This window comes from Massilia sp. (assembly GCF_032106685.1).
In the GTDB taxonomy this organism is placed as follows: domain Bacteria; phylum Pseudomonadota; class Gammaproteobacteria; order Burkholderiales; family Burkholderiaceae_D; genus Telluria.
Genome location: NZ_DAMCPG010000013.1, coordinates 91,561 through 108,004 on the forward strand (window position 1 = coordinate 91,561; position 16,444 = coordinate 108,004).

Below are 16,444 nucleotides of genomic sequence, written 5' to 3' on the forward strand. Positions count from 1 at the left end.
TTGTTCCTAGGGACAATTCTGGCGTCGGCCGGGCGAGCCCGCCTGGCCGGCGCGGGCCGCGCGTGCGTGCCTGCAACCCGCCAAGGACAAGCCATGAACAATATTCCGACTCCACCGGCGCGTGCCCAGCACCACCCCCTGCTGCTGATCGCGGCCCTCGCCGTCGTGCTGTTCTGCCTGGTCGGTACCGCAGCCATCATGGGCTGGATTCCGTCTTCGATCGGCGGCAACGCGAGCCGCCAGCTCAACGAGGCCGACCGCGCGGCGCTCGCCGCCAGCCTGCCGCCGCCGCAAACCGCACCTGCGGCGCCGCTGGCCGGCGCCGACCCGCTCGCCCAGCAGGGCGCCGCCGGCCTCGCACCGGGCGCCCCCGCCTATCCTGTGCAGCAGACGGCCCAGGGCTATGCACCCGCTCCCGTCGCCGCACCCGCCCCGGAACCGGTGCGCAGCGCGGCCAAGCCGAAACCGGTGCAGGTGGCCGCCGCCGACACGCCGAAGTGGTGTTCGAACTGCGGCAATATCGAATCGGTGCGCGCGATCAAGCAGCGCGCCCAGGGTAGCGGCCTGGGCGCGGCCGGGGGCGCCGTGGTCGGCGGCCTGCTCGGCAACCAGGTCGGCGGCGGCAGCGGCCGCCAGCTGGCCACCGTCGCCGGCGCCATCGGCGGCGCCGTGGTCGGCAACCAGGTCGAAGGCAACATGAAGGCGACCACCAGCTACGAGATCCGGGTGCGCCTGGACGACGGCACCCTGCGCACCTTCCACCAGAACAGCGAACCGCAATGGCGCAGCGGCGACCGCGTCCGCATCGTCAAGGGCCGCCTGCGCGCCGCCTGAGTCTGCGCTTTCCTCTCCGCAGGCCGGCTGTCCGATGGACGCCGGCCTTTTATTTTCTTTAGTGCATATTTTCTCCAGCGCAATGTGCGCCAACGCACGGAAATACTGCTGAGCTCGCCCGAGAATGTTTGTGCGCCCTCAAGAGCGCGTGGACACTAAAACCAACGGTAAAGGGGATCACCATGAACAGCCTTGCGTGGATCGGCATCATCGTTTGGGGATTGGTTGTGACGGCCTTCGGCCTGGTCTCGGCGGGGCCGCCGGCCGAACTGGGGCAGGAACTGGCGCCGCACGACGTGATGTTCCTGGTCGTTGGCGGGCTGCTGACCTGCCTGATCGGCATTGTCGGCCTGCTCGGCTTCATAGGCTGGATCCCGGGATTGCGTTCCGAACAAAACTCTCGCGCATAATGTACGCCATCGAACGGTGATGCAGAGCAGACGGCGGCATACTGACTCTACCGCGCTACTCCAGGCGCTTTGAATGAGGAGACACATCATGCTCTATACCATTGCCATCGTTTTGATCGTCCTGTGGCTGCTTGGCCTGGTCACCTCCTACACGATCGGCGGCTTCATCCACATCCTGCTGGTGGTTGCCGTGATCATGATCCTGGTGCGCCTGATCAGCGGACGAGGCATATAGCCGAGTCCGTTATAATGACGCAGTGATGCGCCATCTTGAGACGCCAAAAGAAATTGTTCCATCATTTGAAGTTGTTTGACCAATCCGTTTCGCGGACGCGCCCGCAGGGTGCGCCCACGAAACGGATTTTTTCTAGGAGAGCGTAAATGCATACCAACCTGACCAAATCCGCGATCGCAGCAACCATTCTCGCCCTCGGCGTCAGCGGCTGCGCCGACATGAATGCCACCCAGCGTGGCACCGCCACCGGCGCCGGCGCCGGCGCCGCACTCGGCGCCCTGATCGGCGGCACCACCGGTGGCGGCGGCGGCAGCCGCGCCGCCAAGGGCGCCGTGATCGGCGGCGCCGCCGGCGCCATCGTCGGCAACATCTGGTCCAAGCGCATGGAACAGCAGAAGCAGGCCATGGAACAGGCGACCCAGGGCACCGGCGTCCAGGTCTCGCAGACCTCGGACAACCGCCTGAAGCTGGAAATCCCGAGCGATATCTCGTTCGACACCGGCCGTTCGGACATCAAATCGAACTTCCAGCCGATCCTGCAGCGCTTCGCCGCCACCCTGAACGAGAACCCGGCGACGAACGTCGTGATCATCGGCCATACCGACAACACCGGCAGCGCCGCGATCAACCAGCCGCTGTCGGTCGACCGCGCCGCCCGCACCCGCGACTACCTGGCCGGCCGTGGCGTGAACCCGAACCGCATCACGATCGAAGGCCGCGCCGACCGCGAGCCGATCGCCTCGAACACCGATCCGGCCGGCCGCGCACGCAACCGCCGTGTCGAGATCTACGTGGCCGAGCCTGCGCGCGGCTAAGCACTTCCCTACCGTCCAGGGCCGGCTGCACAACGCACCGGCCGCTGCTTACGCCTGACGACAGGCTGCAACCGCCCGGCTTCACCGCCGGGCGGTTTTTTTTGGCGCTGTCACCGTTACCTGTTGAACATGCCCAGCGCCGCTCGCAGGAAGCGCTCAGGCGAATCGATGCGGCGGCCATCGAGCGCCCAGCGCCAGCCGAGGTAGTGCGGCAGGTAGCGCGAGGCGACGCCGTGAAAGCGCGCCAGCCATTGCCGAAAACGCCGGTGGTAGCCGTTCACGTTCTGCACGTGCACCGCACCGCGTACCCGTTCGCCGGCGCGCAGGTTGACGAAGGCGTGCGACAGCCCGGCGTCGCGCGCGAAGGCGCGGTAGGCAGGATGACCATCGCTGACCAGCAGCACGTCGCGTTCGAGCACCGGCAGCAGGTGGCGGCGCAACTGGGCGGCGGTGACGGCGCCGCGTCCGGTGACGACGTCGACGGTGGCGCCGGAGCGGTCGCGCGCCACCAGGATGCAGTCGTGTTCGTGGCTGATGCCCCGCTTGCGCGCCACGCCACCGCGCTTTCGGGCCGGCCGATCCAGCGTGCGCGACCCTTTCTGCGATTCGAGCAGGAACATCTCGTCGGCTTCGGCGATGCCCGACAGCAGCGCCGGGCGGTCGTGCCGGGCCCAGGTGAGGAAGCGGTGGCGCCAGCGGAAACTGGTGTTGCGGTGCACGCCGAGCGTCGCGGCACAGACGCGTACCGATTGCGCCTCGAGCATGCCCTCAAGGTAATCGAGCCAGAGACCGCGATGGCGCAGGCGTGCCAGTGGCGTGCCCGTGAGGGCACTGAAGGTCTTGCCGCAGGCGCGGCAGCGATAGCGCTGCAGGCCGCGGTCGCGGCCATGCCTGTGGTGCCGCGCGCCCCCGCAGCCGGGGCAGACGAGGCGGGACGGCGCCGCCGCCTCGATCGCGGCGCGCAGGCGGTCGAGACCGAGCGCGGGACGCAGGCTCTCCAGCAATTGCCGCCGCTGGCCCTCGCTCAGCAGGCGCACGCCGTCGATCCACCGCTTGAACTTTATCGCCTGCATCGTCGCCCTCGTCGCTGGTCTGGATACATACTCAGACCACGCCGTAGCTCGGCAGTTCAATTAAACCAACAGGTAACGGTGACAGCGCCCTTTTTTTTCGCGCGGCGTCGTCCGCGGCATGCGCGCCACGCCCCGGGCGCGGCCGTGATAGCATCCGTCCCATCCGTATTCAGCAAGAACCAGTCATGAGTTTCGTATTTCGCCTCGTGCGCGAAGAGGGTGGTCCCGCGCCCGTCGTCGTGTTCGAGGATTCGACCAGCCCGGGTTACGTGCCGCTGTGGGAAGAAGTCGGCGTCTACGACGCGCTCTACAACAGCGACGGCAAGCCGGCGCGCGACGTTTCGCGCAGCATCGCCTATGGCCTCGACCGCGTCGGCGAAGAGGCGGCGCTCGGCCGCCTGCTGCCGCCCAGCCTGTCGATGGGGGAGGCGATCCGCTTCCTCGAGGACGTGAACCGCGCCTGCGTCATCCACGGCAGCGCGCGGATCGAGACGCGCTGACTGTAGAGCACCGCTTCAAGCGCCGTATCGCCGGCGCTCGCCGGCGTGTATGCTGTGGGCCGATTCCATTTCGACCATGCCCATGACGCGCTCGACCATCACCCTTACCGGCGAAACGCTGACCCGCGACCGCCTCGAACAACTCCTGTTGGAAGACGCCAGCCTCGTCTTCGACGACTGCGATTTTTCCGGCGCCGACCTGTCGCGCCTGAACCTGCAGGAAGCGCAGTTTCGCCACTGCGTGCTGGCCGATACCTCGTTCTACGCCGCCAACCTGGCGCGCACCCGCTGGCAGCGCTGCCGCGCCGGCCACGCCGATTTCGAATCGAGCGACCTGGTCGATGCGCGCTTCGCCTCCTCGGACCTGAACAATACTTCCTGGCGCCGCGCCAAGCTGGCCTCGTGCGCCTATCAGGGCTGCAAGCTGACCGGCGCCAACTTCGAAGAGGTGAGCTACCTCGGCCTGTCCTTCGAGGACAGCCTGCTGGTCGGCGCCGACCTGCGCCGCATGTCCTTCCGCAAGATGACGCTGGTCGGGCTCGACTTCGCCGACGCCGACCTGTCCGGCTGCGACTTCCGCGACGCCGTGTTCGTGGGCGGCAGCCTGCGCGACGCCCACATCAAGGACACCCGTTTCGACGGCGCCGACCTGCGCGAGGCCGACCTGGGCGGCCTGAAGCTGGTCAACGCGAAATTGTTTGCCGGCGCGACCATCTCGCCGCGCCAGGCGGCCGAGCTGGTACGGGCGATGGGCCTGAACGTCGGTTGAGAGCGCCTGAAAAAACCTCCATGGCTGCGTTGCATCGTCTCGCCGTACAGCCGTACTGTCTTCGACGATGCGCCTTGCCCTGAAGGTTTTGTCAGGCGCTCTAAACAGTAATGCAAACCGTGCGGCAAGATTCGTTGCCATGTCTGTAAGCAAATGCCAAGCTTGTAAGCGAATGTTAAATCGGTCAACAGACTGGAGCGTTGCCCCGTTGTGGGTGGAGTGCATCGTAATTGTGCTGACATGACAACCACATAGGAGCCGCATTATGAAGAAGACTATCGCTACCCTGATCGCCGGCCTGTTCGCCAGCGCCGCCTTCGCACAATCCCCGGCAATGCCTGTCGCCAAGGCCAACACCGAAAAGATGGATGCGAAGACCGCCGTGCTGGTGGACAACAAGGACGTCAATGCGACCGTGAAGGCGGGCGCCCAGGACGGCCAGGCCGCCGTCAAGGCGGACACCCACTCCGATAGCAAGAAGACTGCGAAGACCGAGAAGGCCACCAAGTCCAAGCACAAGGAAACGAAGACGGCCGCGAAGAGCGGTACCCACGCCGCCGGCACGCATGGCGGCACCCAGGCCGGCACCAGCTCGTCGGCGGACACCGCCTCGGGCTCGAGCGCGATGTCGACCACTGCGCAGGGCGACGGCGCTGTGCCGGCTACCCCGGCCACTCCGGCAACCCCGGCAACCGGCATGACGCCGGCCACCCCGGCGACCCCGGCCACGCCGGCGTCCCCGACCACGATGCAGTCCGACGTCGGCATCACCCCGGCTCCGGCCTCGAATCCGGCGCCGACCCCGACGCCGATCGACACCCAGGCCGCGCCGACCCCGGCCACGGGCGACATCAAGTAAGCCCAGGCTTGCCGCAGACCGAAGCCCGCGTTCGCGCGGGCTTTTTTGCGTCCTTCATCAAAGAGTGTGGCGGCGGTGAGTTTTGGAGAGGCTTGCGCTGCTCATTGCATGGCACTATCGGTCATTTCGCTCAACGGTAAAACCGCCATGTCCCGTTTCACGCGCCACACTTCGCTCACCTTCAGCGCCGGCCTCCTGCTGGCAGCCGGCCTCGCCTGCGGGACCGCTTCCGCGGCGCCTGCTGCGCAGGAAGAAACCGTCCGCATCGATACCTTCACGATGTCGCGCCTGACCCTGCAGGGCGGCGGAGGACCGCCGGTACGCTACTACCTGTCGAAGCCGGCGCGCAAGGCGCCGCTCGTGTTGTATATCCAGGGATCGGGATGCGTGCCCAACTTCGTCGGGTTGGGTACGGCAAATCCGTATTCGACCCTGTATTCCTGGCTGCCGCTGGCGCAGCAGGGACGCTACGCCGTGATGGCGGTCGACAAACCATACCAGCAGGATGCGCTGCAGAAAGGGCCGTACGGCTCGGCCATCGGCTGCGGCGATGCCTTCAACGACCACTTCTCGTACGAGACCTGGCTTGCGACGCTGACCCAGGCGGTGCGGCACGCCCTGCAACGGCCCGAAGTGGATGCGCGCCGCGTGCTGGTGATCGGCCAATCCGAAGGCGGGCCGATGGCGGCAGGCCTGGCGCGTGCGCTGCCCGAGGTAACCGACGTCGTCCTGCTGGGCGCGAACGGCCCGACGCAGTTGTTCGACTTCGCCGCCAGCATCTACCGTTCGCAGGACAGCGACGACATCAAGCTGCTGCGCCTCCGGGAGCTCGACGCGACCTTCGACGCCATCCGCGCCGATCCGAAGAGCACGCGCAAACTCGCCTGGGGTCATCCCTACCTGCGCTGGAGCAGCTTCTTCGCACAATCCACGCTCGAGAACCTGACGCATTCGAAGGCGCGGGTCTATCTCGCAAGCGGCATGCAGGACAACAGCGTACCGATCGTCTCGACCGAGGTGCTGTACGCCCAGCTGCGTGCCCAGGGCAGGGACGTGAGTTTCAGCCGCGTGCCGATGGCAGGCCACAGCCTGGTCCCGGAGGGCAGGCCGATGTCGGAAGGGCAGAAGGAATACGACGCCTTCATGGCGTGGTTTGAGCGGCCGTAAGGCCCAGCGCTGCTTACGTGTCCAGCAGCGCTTCGATGTCCTTGGCGATATCCTCGGGCTTGGTCGTCGGCGCGTAGCGCTTGAGCACGCGGCCGTCGCGGCCGACCAGGAACTTGGTGAAGTTCCACTTGACCGACTGCGTGCCGAGCACGCCCGGCGCTTCGCGCTTCAGGTGGCGGAACAGGGGATGGGCGTGATCGCCGTTGACGTCGATCTTGGCGAACAGCGGGAAGCTGACGCCGAAGTTCTTCTCGCAGAAGGCGCCGATCTCGGCCTCGTTGCCCGGTTCCTGCTGGCGGAACTGGTTGCAGGGAAAGCCCAGCACTTCCAGGCCGCGTTCGTGGTAATCGCGGTAGAGCTGCTCCAGTCCCTTGTATTGCGGCGTGAAGCCGCACTGGCTCGCCGTGTTGACGATGAGGAGCACCTTGCCGCGGTAGCGCGACAGGTCGACGGGCGAGCCGTCGAGGGAAGCGGCGGTGAAGTCGAAGGTGTTCATGACGGGATGATACCAACACTGCACGCACTACGCTGGGATTGTCGGAAGGACGTAGGGTGGACGGCTACACCTGGATAGAGGAGCGCACGCGGCAGGTGCGCCGCCCACGCGTTCAAGCGGCAGCGGAACAGTCGCGGCGGCTCGTGCATGTGTTGAACGCGTGGGCGGCGCATCCGATACGTATTTTTCGGCCGTTCAGGTATAGCCGCCCACCCTACGTCAAACCAGCCCGAGATGCTCGGTCCCGCTCGAGAAATCGCGGTTCTTCGCGTGCTTGCTGTTGAGCTTGATGGTCAGGCGCAGGTCGTTCACCGAGTCGGCGTTGCGCAGCGCGTCCTCGTACGAAATCTTGTCCGCCTCGTAGAGGTCGAACAGCGCCTGGTCGAAGGTCTGCATGCCCAGCTCGCGCGACTTCTTCATGATCTCCTTGATCTCGTGGACTTCGCCCTTGAAGATCAGGTCCGAGATCAACGGCGAGTTCAGCATGATCTCCATCGCCACCACGCGGCCCTTGTCTTCCTTCTTCGGGATCAGGCGCTGCGAGATCAGGCCGCGCAGGTTCAGCGACAAATCCATCAGCAGTTGCTGGCGCCGCTCTTCCGGGAAGAAGTTGATGATGCGGTCCAGCGCCTGGTTGGCGCTGTTCGCGTGCAGCGTGGCCAGGCACAGGTGGCCGGTTTCGGCAAAGGCGATCGCGTGTTCCATCGTTTCGCGGTCGCGGATCTCGCCGATCTGGATCACGTCCGGCGCCTGGCGCAGGGAGTTCTTCAGCGCCGCCTCGAAGCTGTCGGTGTCCACGCCCACTTCGCGCTGGGTGATCACGCAGTTCCTGTGCGGGTGGACGAATTCGACCGGGTCCTCGATGGTGATGATGTGGCCGTAGCTGTTCTCGTTGCGGTAGCCGACCATCGCCGCCAGCGTCGTCGATTTACCCGAGCCGGTGGCGCCGACCATGATCACCAGGCCGCGCTTGGACATGATCACGTCCTTCAGCACTTCCGGCAGGGCCAGGTCCTCGAACTTCGGGATCTGGGTCGTGATGGTACGCAGCACCATGCCGACGCTGCTCATTTGCACGAAGGCGGAGACGCGGAAGCGTCCCAGGTCGCCGGGGCTGATCGCGAAGTTCGCCTCCTTGGTGAGCTCGAAGCCGGCGGTCTGCTTGTCGTTCATGATGGCCCGCGCCAGGTCCGCCGTGTGCGCGGCCGTCAAGGGCTGGCTCGAGACCGGCGTCATCCTGCCGTCGATCTTGATCGCCGGCGGGAAGCCGGCGGTGATGAAGAGGTCCGAGCCGCCCTTGCTGACCATCAGGCGCAGCAGGTCGAACATGAACTTGGATGCCTGGTCGCGTTCCATTTTTAGCCCGGGAAGTTTTCAGGAATTTTGGCGGCGGCGCGGGCGGCGGCACTGGAAATCACGTTGCGGCGCACCAGGTCCGTCAGGTTCTGGTCCAGGGTCTGCATGCCGACGTTGCTGCCGGTCTGGATCGCCGAATACATCTGCGCGATCTTCGCTTCGCGGATCAGGTTGCGGATTGCCGGCGTGCCGAGCATGATCTCGTGCGCCGCCACGCGGCCCGAGCCGTCCTTGGTCTTCAGCAGGGTTTGCGAAATCACGGCCTGCAGCGACTCCGACAGCATCGCGCGCACCATTTCCTTTTCTTCGGCCGGGAAGACGTCGACGATACGGTCGATGGTCTTCGCCGCCGACGAGGTGTGCAGGGTGCCGAACACCAGGTGGCCGGTCTCGGCGGCCGACAGCGCCAAGCGGATGGTCTCCAGGTCGCGCAGTTCGCCGACCAGGATCGCGTCCGGGTCTTCGCGCAGGGCCGAGCGCAGCGCGTTATTGAACGACAGGGTGTGCGGGCCGACTTCGCGCTGGTTGATCAGGCACTTTTTTGAATCGTGCACGAATTCGATCGGGTCCTCGATGGTGAGGATGTGGCCGTACTCGTTCTCGTTCAGGTGGTTGACCATCGCCGCCAGGGTGGTCGACTTGCCCGAACCGGTCGGGCCGGTGACCAGCACCAGGCCGCGCGGCTTCAAGGCCAGCTCGCCGAAGATGCGCGGGGCGTTCAACTCTTCCAGGGTCAGGATCTTCGAGGGAATCGTGCGCAGCACGGCCGATGCGCCGCGCTCCTGGTTGAAGGCGTTGACGCGGAAACGCGCCAGGCCGGGAATCGCGAACGAGAAGTCGCACTCGAGCACCTCTTCGTACTGCTTGCGCTGGCCGTCGTTCATGATGTCATAGATCATGGCGTGCACGTCCTTGTGCTCGAGCGGCGGCAGGTTGATGCGGCGCACGTCGCCATGGACGCGGATCATCGGCGGCAGGCCGGCCGAGAGGTGGAGGTCGGAGGCCTTGTTCTTGACCGAGAAGGCGAGTAATTCGGAGATGTCCATTTATAATCCCTGTGCCGTGAAGGGCGCGGCTTCGGCCAGCGCTCTCGCATCGACTCGAATATTGCCCATAGAAAATAATTATGTCCACAATCGCCGACAACTTGCAAGCTGTTGAAGCGACAATCGACGCCGCCGTCCAGCAGGCCGGCAGGGCGCGTTCGATGGTCCGGTTGCTGGCCGTGTCCAAGACCTTCCCTGCGGAGGCGGTGCTGGAAGCGATGGCCGCCGGCCAGCGCGCCTTCGGCGAAAACTACCTGCAGGAAGGCGTCGAAAAAATCGCGGCCGTGGCGCGCGCGCAACCTGATGCCGCCGTCGAATGGCATTTCATCGGTCCGATCCAGAGCAACAAGACGCGCCCGATCGCGAGTCGCTTCGACTGGGCGCACACGGTGGAGCGCCTGAAGATCGCGCAGCGCCTGTCGGAGCAGCGTCCGCCCGAGCTGGGCCCGCTGAACATCTGCCTGCAGGTGAACATCAGCGGCGAGGCGACCAAGAGCGGCGCGACGCCGAATGAACTGCCCGAGCTGGCGCGCGCGGTGGCGCAGCTGCCGAACCTGCGCCTGCGCGGCCTGATGGCGATCCCCGAGCCGCAGGCCGACCCGGCGCTGCAGCGCGCGGCCTTTGCGCAGCTGCGCAAGCTCGGCGAAGCCCTGCGCGCGGACGGCCTGCCGGTCGACACCCTGTCGATGGGCATGTCGGGCGACATGACGGCGGCGATCCTCGAAGGCGCGACCATTGTGCGCGTCGGCAGCGCCATCTTCGGCACACGCAACTATCACAAGGAATCGGAATGAAGATCGCTTTCATCGGCGGCGGGAACATGGCCACGGCGCTGATCGCCGGGCTGGCGAAGGAACTGGGCGCGGGCGCGCAGGTGCACGTGGTCGACCCGAATCCCGAGGCGCTGGACAAGATGGCCTCGCAGTTCGGCGCAAGCACGGCGACCGCCATCGACGCGGCCGTCGCAAGCTGCGAGGTGGTGGTGCTGGCGGTAAAGCCGCAGCAGATGCGCGAAGTCGCGGCCGCGCTGGCGCCGCACCTGTGCGCCGGCCCGCTGGTGCTGTCGATCGCGGCCGGCATCTGCAGCGCCGACCTGGCGCGCTGGCTGGGCGGCTATGGCGCCATCGTACGCACGATGCCGAACACGCCGGCCCTGATCGGCATGGGCATCACCGGCATGGTGGCGACAAACGGCGTGAGCGCGGCCCAGCGCGCGGCGGCCGACAGCGTGATGCGCGCCGTCGGCAAGACGGTGTGGCTCGACAGCGAGGAGCTGATCGATCCGGTGACGGCGGTGTCCGGCAGTGGACCGGCCTACGTGTTCTACTTCCTGGAAGCGATGCAGGCGGCGGCGGTGGAGATGGGCCTCAGTGCGGAGCAGGGCAAGGAACTCGCGCTGGCCACCTTCGCCGGCGCGGCGGAACTGGCGGCGCAGTCGCCCGAGTCGCTCGAGGTGCTGCGCCAGCGCGTGACCTCGAAGGGCGGCACGACCTACGCGGCGATCACCAGCATGGAAGCGAGCGGGGTGAAGCCGGCGATCATCGAAGCGATGAAGGCGGCGGCGGCGCGTGGACGCGCGCTGGGGGAAGAGTTGGGGAAGGATTGATCCGCCCCGGGGTTTAAAACGGTGGGTTCGAGAACCCACCCTACGAACCGCGGCCGTTCACCGTAGGGTGGGTTCTCGAACCCACCGGTACGACCACGAAGCCCGGTCCGCAAACGCGCGCCGAGAGGGCTTACTGGAACCGCCCGCCAATGCGCTCGCGCAGGATCGGCAACACCCGCTGCACCACCGGCATCACGCTCGGCAACACAGTCGGCAACACGTTCCGCGCGATCTTCCACACCGAAACCCCGCCAGCGGCCAGGGCCAGCGTGCGCTTCGGCCGCGCGATCAGCAAGCCCAGCGCGAGGCCGGCGCCGGCCAGGAAGGTCTTGCGGTGCTCCAGCAGGAAGGACCCGACGCCGCCGATGTTCTCGACCGGCGCTTTCAGCAGGTTGAGCTGGTCCGCCATGTCCCCGCGCTCCCGGGCGCACTGCGCAACGAGGTGCTCGCGGCGTACCGCCAGCGGTGTTTTTTCACTGTTCATGCGGCGCTCCCTTGATGAAGGCGAGGTCCTTGTCCAGCTCCGCCAGGGTCGCCGCCATCATGCGCGGCTGCGCGGCAAGGTGCGCGCGCACCCGCAGCAGGATCGCGGCGGCGGCCAGCGCGAACACGCCGGCCATCGCGCCGATCGCCAGCAGGCGGTGCGTGTCCCAGAACAGGACGATGACGAACAGCGCCACCAGCATCAGCGCGCCGGCGCCGAGGAAGGCCGCGAGCAGGGTCCAGGCCGCATAGCCCAGCACCCGCTGCGTTTCTTCCTGCGCCTCGACGGCCGCCAGCGCCAGGCGCGTGCGCGCCATGGCGACCAGCGTCGTCGCTATCCGTCCAGCCGTCTCGGCGAGGGCCATTATTTACGGGCGATCAGCATGCCGATCACGACGCCGACGGCGGCGCCCAGGCCGACGGCCTTCCATGGGTTTTCCTTGACGTATTCGTCGGTGGCGCGGGCGGCAACCTTGGTCTTCTCGACCACTTCCAGGTTCACCAGGCCTTCCTTGGCCGCGCCCAGGGTGCGCTCGAACTTCTCCTTGGCCGCCTTCAGCTCGTCGCCGGTCAGCTGGCTGCCGTGGCGCAGCCAGGCTTCCGCGTCATGGATCACGGTCTTCAGGTCTGCCATCAGCTGGTCGCGGGCGCCGGTCTGGGTCGGGATTTTTTCCATCATAGTCATACCTCGTTGTGTGGAGTGGTTGGCCGCTGCCTTGCGAGCGGAAATCGTTGGTGTATTTCGGACAATATTATCCTAATGCATAGTCTAACGCGACACCGGCAAAGATGGCCGCACCCAACCAATTGTTATGGCGGAAGGCGGCGAAGCAGCGCATGCGGTCGCGGTCGCGGATCAGGGTGTAGTGATACAGCGCCATGCCGGCCGCCACGATCACGCCGCCGACGAACCACCAGCGCAGGCCGAGCAGCCAGCCGCAGACCAGGTCGATCGCCAGCGCCACGCCGTAGCACAGCATGACGGCGGCGACGTCGTAGCGGCCGAAGGTGATCGCCGAGGTGCGCATGCCGATCTTCAGGTCGTCGTCGCGGTCGACCATCGCGTATTCGGTGTCGTAGGCCACGGCCCAGAAGACGTTCGCCACCAGCAGCCACCAGGCCACCGCCGGCACTTGCCCCTGGATCGCGGCGAAGGCCATCGGGATGCCAAAGCCGAAGGCGATGCCGAGATAGGCCTGGGGGATCGCGAAGAAGCGCTTGAAATAGGGATAGGTGCCGGCCACGACCAGGGCCACCACCGACAGCTGCTTGGTGAGCGTGTTGAGCGGCAGGATCAGGAGAAAGGAGATCAGGGCCAGCGCGGCGGCGACCATCACCGCTTCCCAGGCCTTGATGCGGCCGCTGGTCACCGGACGGTCGACGGTGCGCTTGACGTGGCGGTCGAAGTCGCGGTCGGCATAGTCGTTGATGGCGCAGCCGGCCGAGCGCATCAATGCGGTGCCGAGGACGAAGATCAGGACCACGTGCCAGTCGGGCGTGCCCCCGGCCGCCATCCACAGGGCCCACAGCGTGGGCCAGAGCAGGAGAAGAATGCCGATCGGCTTGTCAGCGCGGACCAGCCGGAAGTAGAGCGCCAGCTTGTTCATGAAATCGCGGTCTTGTCTTGCAAGAATATTGTGTACAAGACAGCGATTTTACTTGGTTTGGTTCGGAGTCGCGGTGCTGGCGGTCAGCGTACGCGTGCCGGAGGGAGTAGGGTGGGCACTTGTGCCCACGCGGTGCAAGGCTTGCATGTCGCGCCCGCAGATATGAATGCGCAGCCTGCAAGTCGGTATTTGCGAAGCATGCCTCATTGTTGTTGAAGTCGCGTATGTTCCAGGGGTGAGACCGCGTGGGCACAAGTGCCCACCCTACGCCCTTCGATTGCGTTGCGATATGCGTTACGCCGCCGCTTCGAGCGCCATCCGCTCCACGCCCGGCAGGTCGCACTCGGCCACGGCATTGACGATCGCATCGATCGCCGCTTTGCGCGTAAAGCTCTTGCGCCAGACGATGACCACGCGGCGCGAGGGCGTGGGGTGCGAGAAGGGCACGAAGGTGAGCAGGCCGTTCGGGTCTTGCATATCGCGCACCGAGGCCCGCGGCAGCACGGTGAGACCAATGCCGCTGGCCACCATGTGGCGGATCGTTTCCAGCGAGGAGCCTTCGAAGGTGCGCTGCATGCCGTTGCCCGGCGACGAGAAGCGCGCCATTTCCGGGCACACTTCCAGCACCTGGTCGCGGAAGCAGTGGCCGCTGCCCAGCAGCAGCATGGTCTCGGCCTTCAGGTCGTCGGCGGCGATTTCCTTGCGCTTGGCCCAGGGGTGGGTCTTCGGCATGGCCACCACGAAAGGCTCGTCGTACAGGGTCTGCATCAGCATGCCGTGGTCGGGCAGGGGCAGGGCCATGATGGCGGCGTCGAGCTCGCCCTGGCGCAGCAGCTCCAGCAGCTTGACCGTGAAGTTCTCCTGCAGCACCAGCGGCATCTGCGGCACGTTGTCGATCAGGTTCTTCACCAGCGGCGGCAGCAGGTAGGGGCCGATGGTGTAGATCACGCCCAGGCGCAGCGGGCCGGCCAGCGGGTCCTTGTTCTGCTTGGCCAGCTCCTTGATCGCCGCGGTCTGCTCGAGCACGCGCTCGGCCTGGGCCACGATCTGGGCGCCGACCGGCGTGACCGAGACTTCCGAGCCGCCGCGCTCGAACAGCGTCACGCCCAGCTCGTCCTCGAGTTTCTTGATGGCGACGGACAGCGTCGGCTGCGCAACGAAGCAGGACTCGGCGGCATGGCCGAAATGTTTGGCGCGCGCGACGGCGACGATGTATTTGAGCTCGGTGAGTGTCATGGGCGTAAGGTCGTCGAATTGCAGGTGTGCAATGATTATCCTGCCGTAGCTGGGCCTGGTTGGCCGAAGAAATAGTATTTTACAGTTAATCTTAGTCGATATAATTGCCCCGCGGGCGGATATCGCCTGCGGCGTACTTATGCGACGTAAATACGCGACGATCAGAAAGGCAAGCATGTCCACTCCCTTCGGCCCCGCCGATGCCCAGGCCTACATCCACAAGCTGCTCACGGTAATGCACCAGCAGGGTGGTTCCGACCTCTTCATTTCCGCCGACTTCCCGCCCAGCATGAAGCACCAGGGCGCGATGAAGCCGATGAGCCAGCAGCGCCTGAGCGGCGAAGTCACGCGGGCCCTGGCCCTGTCGCTGATGAACGAGCGCCAGCGTCTGGAATTCGAGACCGAGATGGAGTGCAACTTCGCGATCTCGCTGCCGAACGTCTGCCGCTTCCGCGTCAACGTCTTCGTGCAGCAGCAGAGCGTCGGCATGGTCGTGCGCACCATCGCCTCGGAGATCCCGACGTTCGAGAAGCTCGACCTGCCCGAGGTGCTGAAGGAGGTCGTGATGACCAAGCGCGGCCTGGTGCTGGTCGTCGGCGGCACGGGGTCGGGCAAGTCGACCACCCTCGCCGCGATGATCGACTACCGCAACAGCCATTCGGCCGGCCACATCATCACGGTCGAGGACCCGGTCGAGTACGTCCACAAGAACAAGAACTGCCTGGTCACGCACCGCGAAGTGGGCGTCGACACCCTGTCCTGGCACAACGCGCTGAAGAACACGCTGCGCCAGGCGCCGGACGTGATCCTGATCGGCGAGATCCGCGACACCGAGACCATGGAACACGCGATCGCATTTGCCGAGACCGGCCACCTCTGCCTCGGCACGCTGCACGCGAACAATGCCAACCAGACCATGGACCGGATCATCAATTTCTTCCCGGAAGAGCGCCGGCCGCAACTGCTGATGGACCTGTCGGCCAACCTGCGCGCGATCGTTTCGCAGCGCCTGGTGCGTACGGAAGACGGGAAAGGCCGCAAGGCCGCCATCGAGATCCTGCTGAACACCCCGACCATCAGCGAGATGATCCTGAAGGGGAACTTCCACAGCATCAAGGAGATCATGCAGAAGTCGCGCGAGCTCGGCATGTGCACCTTCGACCAGGCGCTGTACGAACTGTATAACAAGGGCTACATCGGCTACGACGAAGCGATCCGCAACGCCGATTCCGCCAACGGCCTGCGCCTGCAGATCAAGCTCTCGGGCGACCGCCGCGAGCCCGCCGAGGGCGGCGCCGCCAAGCCGCCGAGCCTGTCGATGGCGCTGGAAGAAGACGAACCGCAAGACCCCGCAACACCTCACTGATTCACTATGCCGAATTTCGAAACCAAGATCTGCTCGCGCGCCGAGCTCCAGGCGCGCGTGGCCGCGCTGCCGAAACCCGTCGTCCTCACCAACGGCGTCTTCGACATCCTGCACCGCGGGCACGTCACCTATCTCGCGCAGGCGCGCGCACTGGGCGCCTCGCTGGTGGTGGCCGCGAACACCGATGCTTCCGTGAAACGCCTGGGCAAGGGCGACGACCGCCCGCTGAACAGCCTGGCCGACCGCATGGCGGTGCTGGCGGCGCTGGAGTCGGTCAGCCTGGTGGTGGAATTCGACGAGGACACGGCGCTTGAAGTCGTGCTCGAAGCGCGGCCCGACATCTACGTCAAGGGCGGCGACTACGACATGGCGGCGATTCCCGAAGGGCAGGCGGTGCTGGCCTATGGCGGCCAGGTGGCGGCGATCGACTTCGCGCATGACCGTTCGACGACCAAGCTGCTCAAGAAGGTCCGCGCCGGCTAGAGCGCCTAACAAAACCTCCATGGCTGCGTTGCAGCGTCTCGCCGTACTAAGTACTTACCCATAAATAAATGTGTTTTTGGCTGCCATAACCGGCGCGCTGCCG

21 protein-coding genes are annotated in these 16,444 nt (G+C 65.9%); 12 read left to right on the forward strand and 9 right to left on the reverse strand.

The genetic code is table 11. The features are described 5' to 3' along the window. Positions 1-93 precede the first annotated feature (93 nt). The 4 genes from RT688_RS10155 (at position 94) to RT688_RS10170 (ending at position 2,294) form a co-directional block, all read left to right on the forward strand. Complete coding sequence (locus RT688_RS10155; protein WP_313704752.1) at positions 94-834, forward strand: glycine zipper 2TM domain-containing protein; 741 nt, start codon at positions 94-96, stop codon at positions 832-834. A gap of 182 nt (positions 835-1,016) precedes the next feature. Continuing rightward, positions 1,017-1,244, forward strand: coding sequence for a hypothetical protein (locus RT688_RS10160; protein WP_313704753.1), 228 nt, complete (start codon positions 1,017-1,019; stop codon positions 1,242-1,244). Between the two features lie 88 nt (positions 1,245-1,332). Next, complete coding sequence (locus RT688_RS10165; protein ID WP_136223041.1) at positions 1,333-1,479, forward strand: lmo0937 family membrane protein; 147 nt, start codon at positions 1,333-1,335, stop codon at positions 1,477-1,479. A 146-nt stretch (positions 1,480-1,625) separates the two neighbouring features. Beyond that, complete coding sequence (locus tag RT688_RS10170; protein ID WP_313704754.1) at positions 1,626-2,294, forward strand: OmpA family protein; 669 nt, start codon at positions 1,626-1,628, stop codon at positions 2,292-2,294. A 116-nt stretch (positions 2,295-2,410) separates the two neighbouring features. Here the strand turns inward: RT688_RS10170 and RT688_RS10175 are convergent, their stop codons facing one another. Further along, positions 2,411-3,367, reverse strand: coding sequence for an IS1595 family transposase (locus tag RT688_RS10175; RefSeq protein ID WP_313704756.1), 957 nt, complete (start codon positions 3,365-3,367; stop codon positions 2,411-2,413). Between the two features lie 185 nt (positions 3,368-3,552). Here RT688_RS10175 and RT688_RS10180 point away from each other — a divergent pair, with 185 nt between their 5' ends. The 4 genes from RT688_RS10180 (at position 3,553) to RT688_RS10195 (ending at position 6,662) form a co-directional block, all read left to right on the forward strand. After that, on the forward strand, positions 3,553-3,867 hold the full coding sequence (locus RT688_RS10180) for a hypothetical protein (protein WP_313704757.1): 315 nt from the start codon (positions 3,553-3,555) through the stop codon (positions 3,865-3,867). A gap of 82 nt (positions 3,868-3,949) precedes the next feature. Continuing rightward, complete coding sequence (locus RT688_RS10185; RefSeq protein WP_313704759.1) at positions 3,950-4,636, forward strand: pentapeptide repeat-containing protein; 687 nt, start codon at positions 3,950-3,952, stop codon at positions 4,634-4,636. Between the two features lie 265 nt (positions 4,637-4,901). Beyond that, positions 4,902-5,495: a hypothetical protein gene (locus RT688_RS10190; RefSeq protein ID WP_313704760.1), complete on the forward strand. Its 594-nt coding sequence runs from the start codon at positions 4,902-4,904 to the stop codon at positions 5,493-5,495. Between the two features lie 147 nt (positions 5,496-5,642). After that, positions 5,643-6,662 carry an alpha/beta fold hydrolase gene (locus RT688_RS10195; RefSeq protein ID WP_313704761.1) on the forward strand — a complete coding sequence of 340 codons (1,020 nt, stop codon included), beginning with the start codon at positions 5,643-5,645 and terminating at the stop codon, positions 6,660-6,662. 13 nt (positions 6,663-6,675) lie between these two features. On the opposite strand, the gene RT688_RS10200 is transcribed toward RT688_RS10195, so the two are convergent. From RT688_RS10200 to RT688_RS10210, 3 genes are all read right to left on the reverse strand, one after another. Continuing rightward, positions 6,676-7,158, reverse strand: a complete 483-nt coding sequence (locus RT688_RS10200; RefSeq protein WP_313704762.1) for a glutathione peroxidase — start codon at positions 7,156-7,158, stop codon at positions 6,676-6,678. Between the two features lie 219 nt (positions 7,159-7,377). Further along, the gene (locus RT688_RS10205; RefSeq protein ID WP_313704763.1) at positions 7,378-8,514 is read right to left on the reverse strand and encodes a PilT/PilU family type 4a pilus ATPase; all 1,137 of its coding nucleotides are present in this window, start codon (positions 8,512-8,514) and stop codon (positions 7,378-7,380) included. Positions 8,515-8,516: 2 nt separating this feature from the next. Next, positions 8,517-9,560: a type IV pilus twitching motility protein PilT gene (locus RT688_RS10210; protein WP_313704764.1), complete on the reverse strand. Its 1,044-nt coding sequence runs from the start codon at positions 9,558-9,560 to the stop codon at positions 8,517-8,519. Positions 9,561-9,640: 80 nt separating this feature from the next. On the opposite strand from RT688_RS10210, the gene RT688_RS10215 reads away from it, so the two are divergent. After that, positions 9,641-10,354, forward strand: coding sequence for a YggS family pyridoxal phosphate-dependent enzyme (locus tag RT688_RS10215; protein WP_313704765.1), 714 nt, complete (start codon positions 9,641-9,643; stop codon positions 10,352-10,354). Next, positions 10,351-11,166 (forward strand): pyrroline-5-carboxylate reductase, encoded by an 816-nt coding sequence (gene proC, locus RT688_RS10220; protein ID WP_313704766.1) that lies wholly within the window; start codon positions 10,351-10,353, stop codon positions 11,164-11,166. The genes RT688_RS10215 and proC overlap by 4 nt, the downstream gene beginning before the upstream one ends. 130 nt (positions 11,167-11,296) lie before the next feature. On the opposite strand, the gene RT688_RS10225 is transcribed toward proC, so the two are convergent. From RT688_RS10225 to RT688_RS10245, 5 genes are all read right to left on the reverse strand, one after another. After that, positions 11,297-11,650, reverse strand: a complete 354-nt coding sequence (locus RT688_RS10225; protein ID WP_313704767.1) for a YqjK family protein — start codon at positions 11,648-11,650, stop codon at positions 11,297-11,299. Then, positions 11,640-12,014: a phage holin family protein gene (locus RT688_RS10230; protein ID WP_313704768.1), complete on the reverse strand. Its 375-nt coding sequence runs from the start codon at positions 12,012-12,014 to the stop codon at positions 11,640-11,642. The genes RT688_RS10225 and RT688_RS10230 overlap by 11 nt, the downstream gene beginning before the upstream one ends. Then, complete coding sequence (locus RT688_RS10235; protein WP_313704769.1) at positions 12,014-12,328, reverse strand: DUF883 family protein; 315 nt, start codon at positions 12,326-12,328, stop codon at positions 12,014-12,016. The genes RT688_RS10230 and RT688_RS10235 overlap by 1 nt, the downstream gene beginning before the upstream one ends. A 73-nt stretch (positions 12,329-12,401) precedes the next feature. Next, the gene (gene ubiA, locus RT688_RS10240; protein WP_313704770.1) at positions 12,402-13,256 is read right to left on the reverse strand and encodes a 4-hydroxybenzoate octaprenyltransferase; all 855 of its coding nucleotides are present in this window, start codon (positions 13,254-13,256) and stop codon (positions 12,402-12,404) included. Positions 13,257-13,550: 294 nt separating this feature from the next. Further along, a complete protein-coding gene (locus RT688_RS10245; protein ID WP_313704771.1) occupies positions 13,551-14,492 on the reverse strand; it encodes a hydrogen peroxide-inducible genes activator in 942 nt (313 codons plus the stop codon). 175 nt (positions 14,493-14,667) lie between these two features. Here RT688_RS10245 and RT688_RS10250 point away from each other — a divergent pair, with 175 nt between their 5' ends. After that, entirely contained in the window at positions 14,668-15,858 is a 1,191-nt protein-coding gene (locus RT688_RS10250; RefSeq protein ID WP_313704772.1) for a PilT/PilU family type 4a pilus ATPase, read from the forward strand. Between the two features lie 6 nt (positions 15,859-15,864). Continuing rightward, a complete protein-coding gene (gene rfaE2 / locus RT688_RS10255; RefSeq protein WP_313704773.1) occupies positions 15,865-16,341 on the forward strand; it encodes a D-glycero-beta-D-manno-heptose 1-phosphate adenylyltransferase in 477 nt (158 codons plus the stop codon). The last annotated feature ends 103 nt before the right edge of the window (positions 16,342-16,444 follow it).

Bases quoted from the DNA above. Each gene is read 5' to 3' on its own strand.
- RT688_RS10235 (WP_313704769.1), bottom strand. From the start codon at position 12,328: ATGATGGAAAAAATCCCGACCCAGACCGGCGCCCGCGACCAGCTGATG.
- RT688_RS10230 (WP_313704768.1), bottom strand. From the start codon at position 12,014: ATGGCCCTCGCCGAGACGGCTGGACGGATAGCGACGACGCTGGTCGCC.
- rfaE2 (WP_313704773.1), top strand. From the start codon at position 15,865: ATGCCGAATTTCGAAACCAAGATCTGCTCGCGCGCCGAGCTCCAGGCG.
- RT688_RS10250 (WP_313704772.1), top strand. From the start codon at position 14,668: ATGTCCACTCCCTTCGGCCCCGCCGATGCCCAGGCCTACATCCACAAG.
- RT688_RS10190 (WP_313704760.1), top strand. From the start codon at position 4,902: ATGAAGAAGACTATCGCTACCCTGATCGCCGGCCTGTTCGCCAGCGCC.
- RT688_RS10210 (WP_313704764.1), bottom strand. From the start codon at position 9,560: ATGGACATCTCCGAATTACTCGCCTTCTCGGTCAAGAACAAGGCCTCC.
- RT688_RS10205 (WP_313704763.1), bottom strand. From the start codon at position 8,514: ATGGAACGCGACCAGGCATCCAAGTTCATGTTCGACCTGCTGCGCCTG.
- RT688_RS10200 (WP_313704762.1), bottom strand. From the start codon at position 7,158: ATGAACACCTTCGACTTCACCGCCGCTTCCCTCGACGGCTCGCCCGTC.
- RT688_RS10165 (WP_136223041.1), top strand. From the start codon at position 1,333: ATGCTCTATACCATTGCCATCGTTTTGATCGTCCTGTGGCTGCTTGGC.
- RT688_RS10225 (WP_313704767.1), bottom strand. From the start codon at position 11,650: ATGAACAGTGAAAAAACACCGCTGGCGGTACGCCGCGAGCACCTCGTT.
- RT688_RS10160 (WP_313704753.1), top strand. From the start codon at position 1,017: ATGAACAGCCTTGCGTGGATCGGCATCATCGTTTGGGGATTGGTTGTG.
- RT688_RS10215 (WP_313704765.1), top strand. From the start codon at position 9,641: ATGTCCACAATCGCCGACAACTTGCAAGCTGTTGAAGCGACAATCGAC.
- RT688_RS10195 (WP_313704761.1), top strand. From the start codon at position 5,643: ATGTCCCGTTTCACGCGCCACACTTCGCTCACCTTCAGCGCCGGCCTC.
- RT688_RS10245 (WP_313704771.1), bottom strand. From the start codon at position 14,492: ATGACACTCACCGAGCTCAAATACATCGTCGCCGTCGCGCGCGCCAAA.
- RT688_RS10175 (WP_313704756.1), bottom strand. From the start codon at position 3,367: ATGCAGGCGATAAAGTTCAAGCGGTGGATCGACGGCGTGCGCCTGCTG.
- RT688_RS10180 (WP_313704757.1), top strand. From the start codon at position 3,553: ATGAGTTTCGTATTTCGCCTCGTGCGCGAAGAGGGTGGTCCCGCGCCC.
- RT688_RS10185 (WP_313704759.1), top strand. From the start codon at position 3,950: ATGACGCGCTCGACCATCACCCTTACCGGCGAAACGCTGACCCGCGAC.
- ubiA (WP_313704770.1), bottom strand. From the start codon at position 13,256: ATGAACAAGCTGGCGCTCTACTTCCGGCTGGTCCGCGCTGACAAGCCG.
- RT688_RS10170 (WP_313704754.1), top strand. From the start codon at position 1,626: ATGCATACCAACCTGACCAAATCCGCGATCGCAGCAACCATTCTCGCC.
- proC (WP_313704766.1), top strand. From the start codon at position 10,351: ATGAAGATCGCTTTCATCGGCGGCGGGAACATGGCCACGGCGCTGATC.
- RT688_RS10155 (WP_313704752.1), top strand. From the start codon at position 94: ATGAACAATATTCCGACTCCACCGGCGCGTGCCCAGCACCACCCCCTG.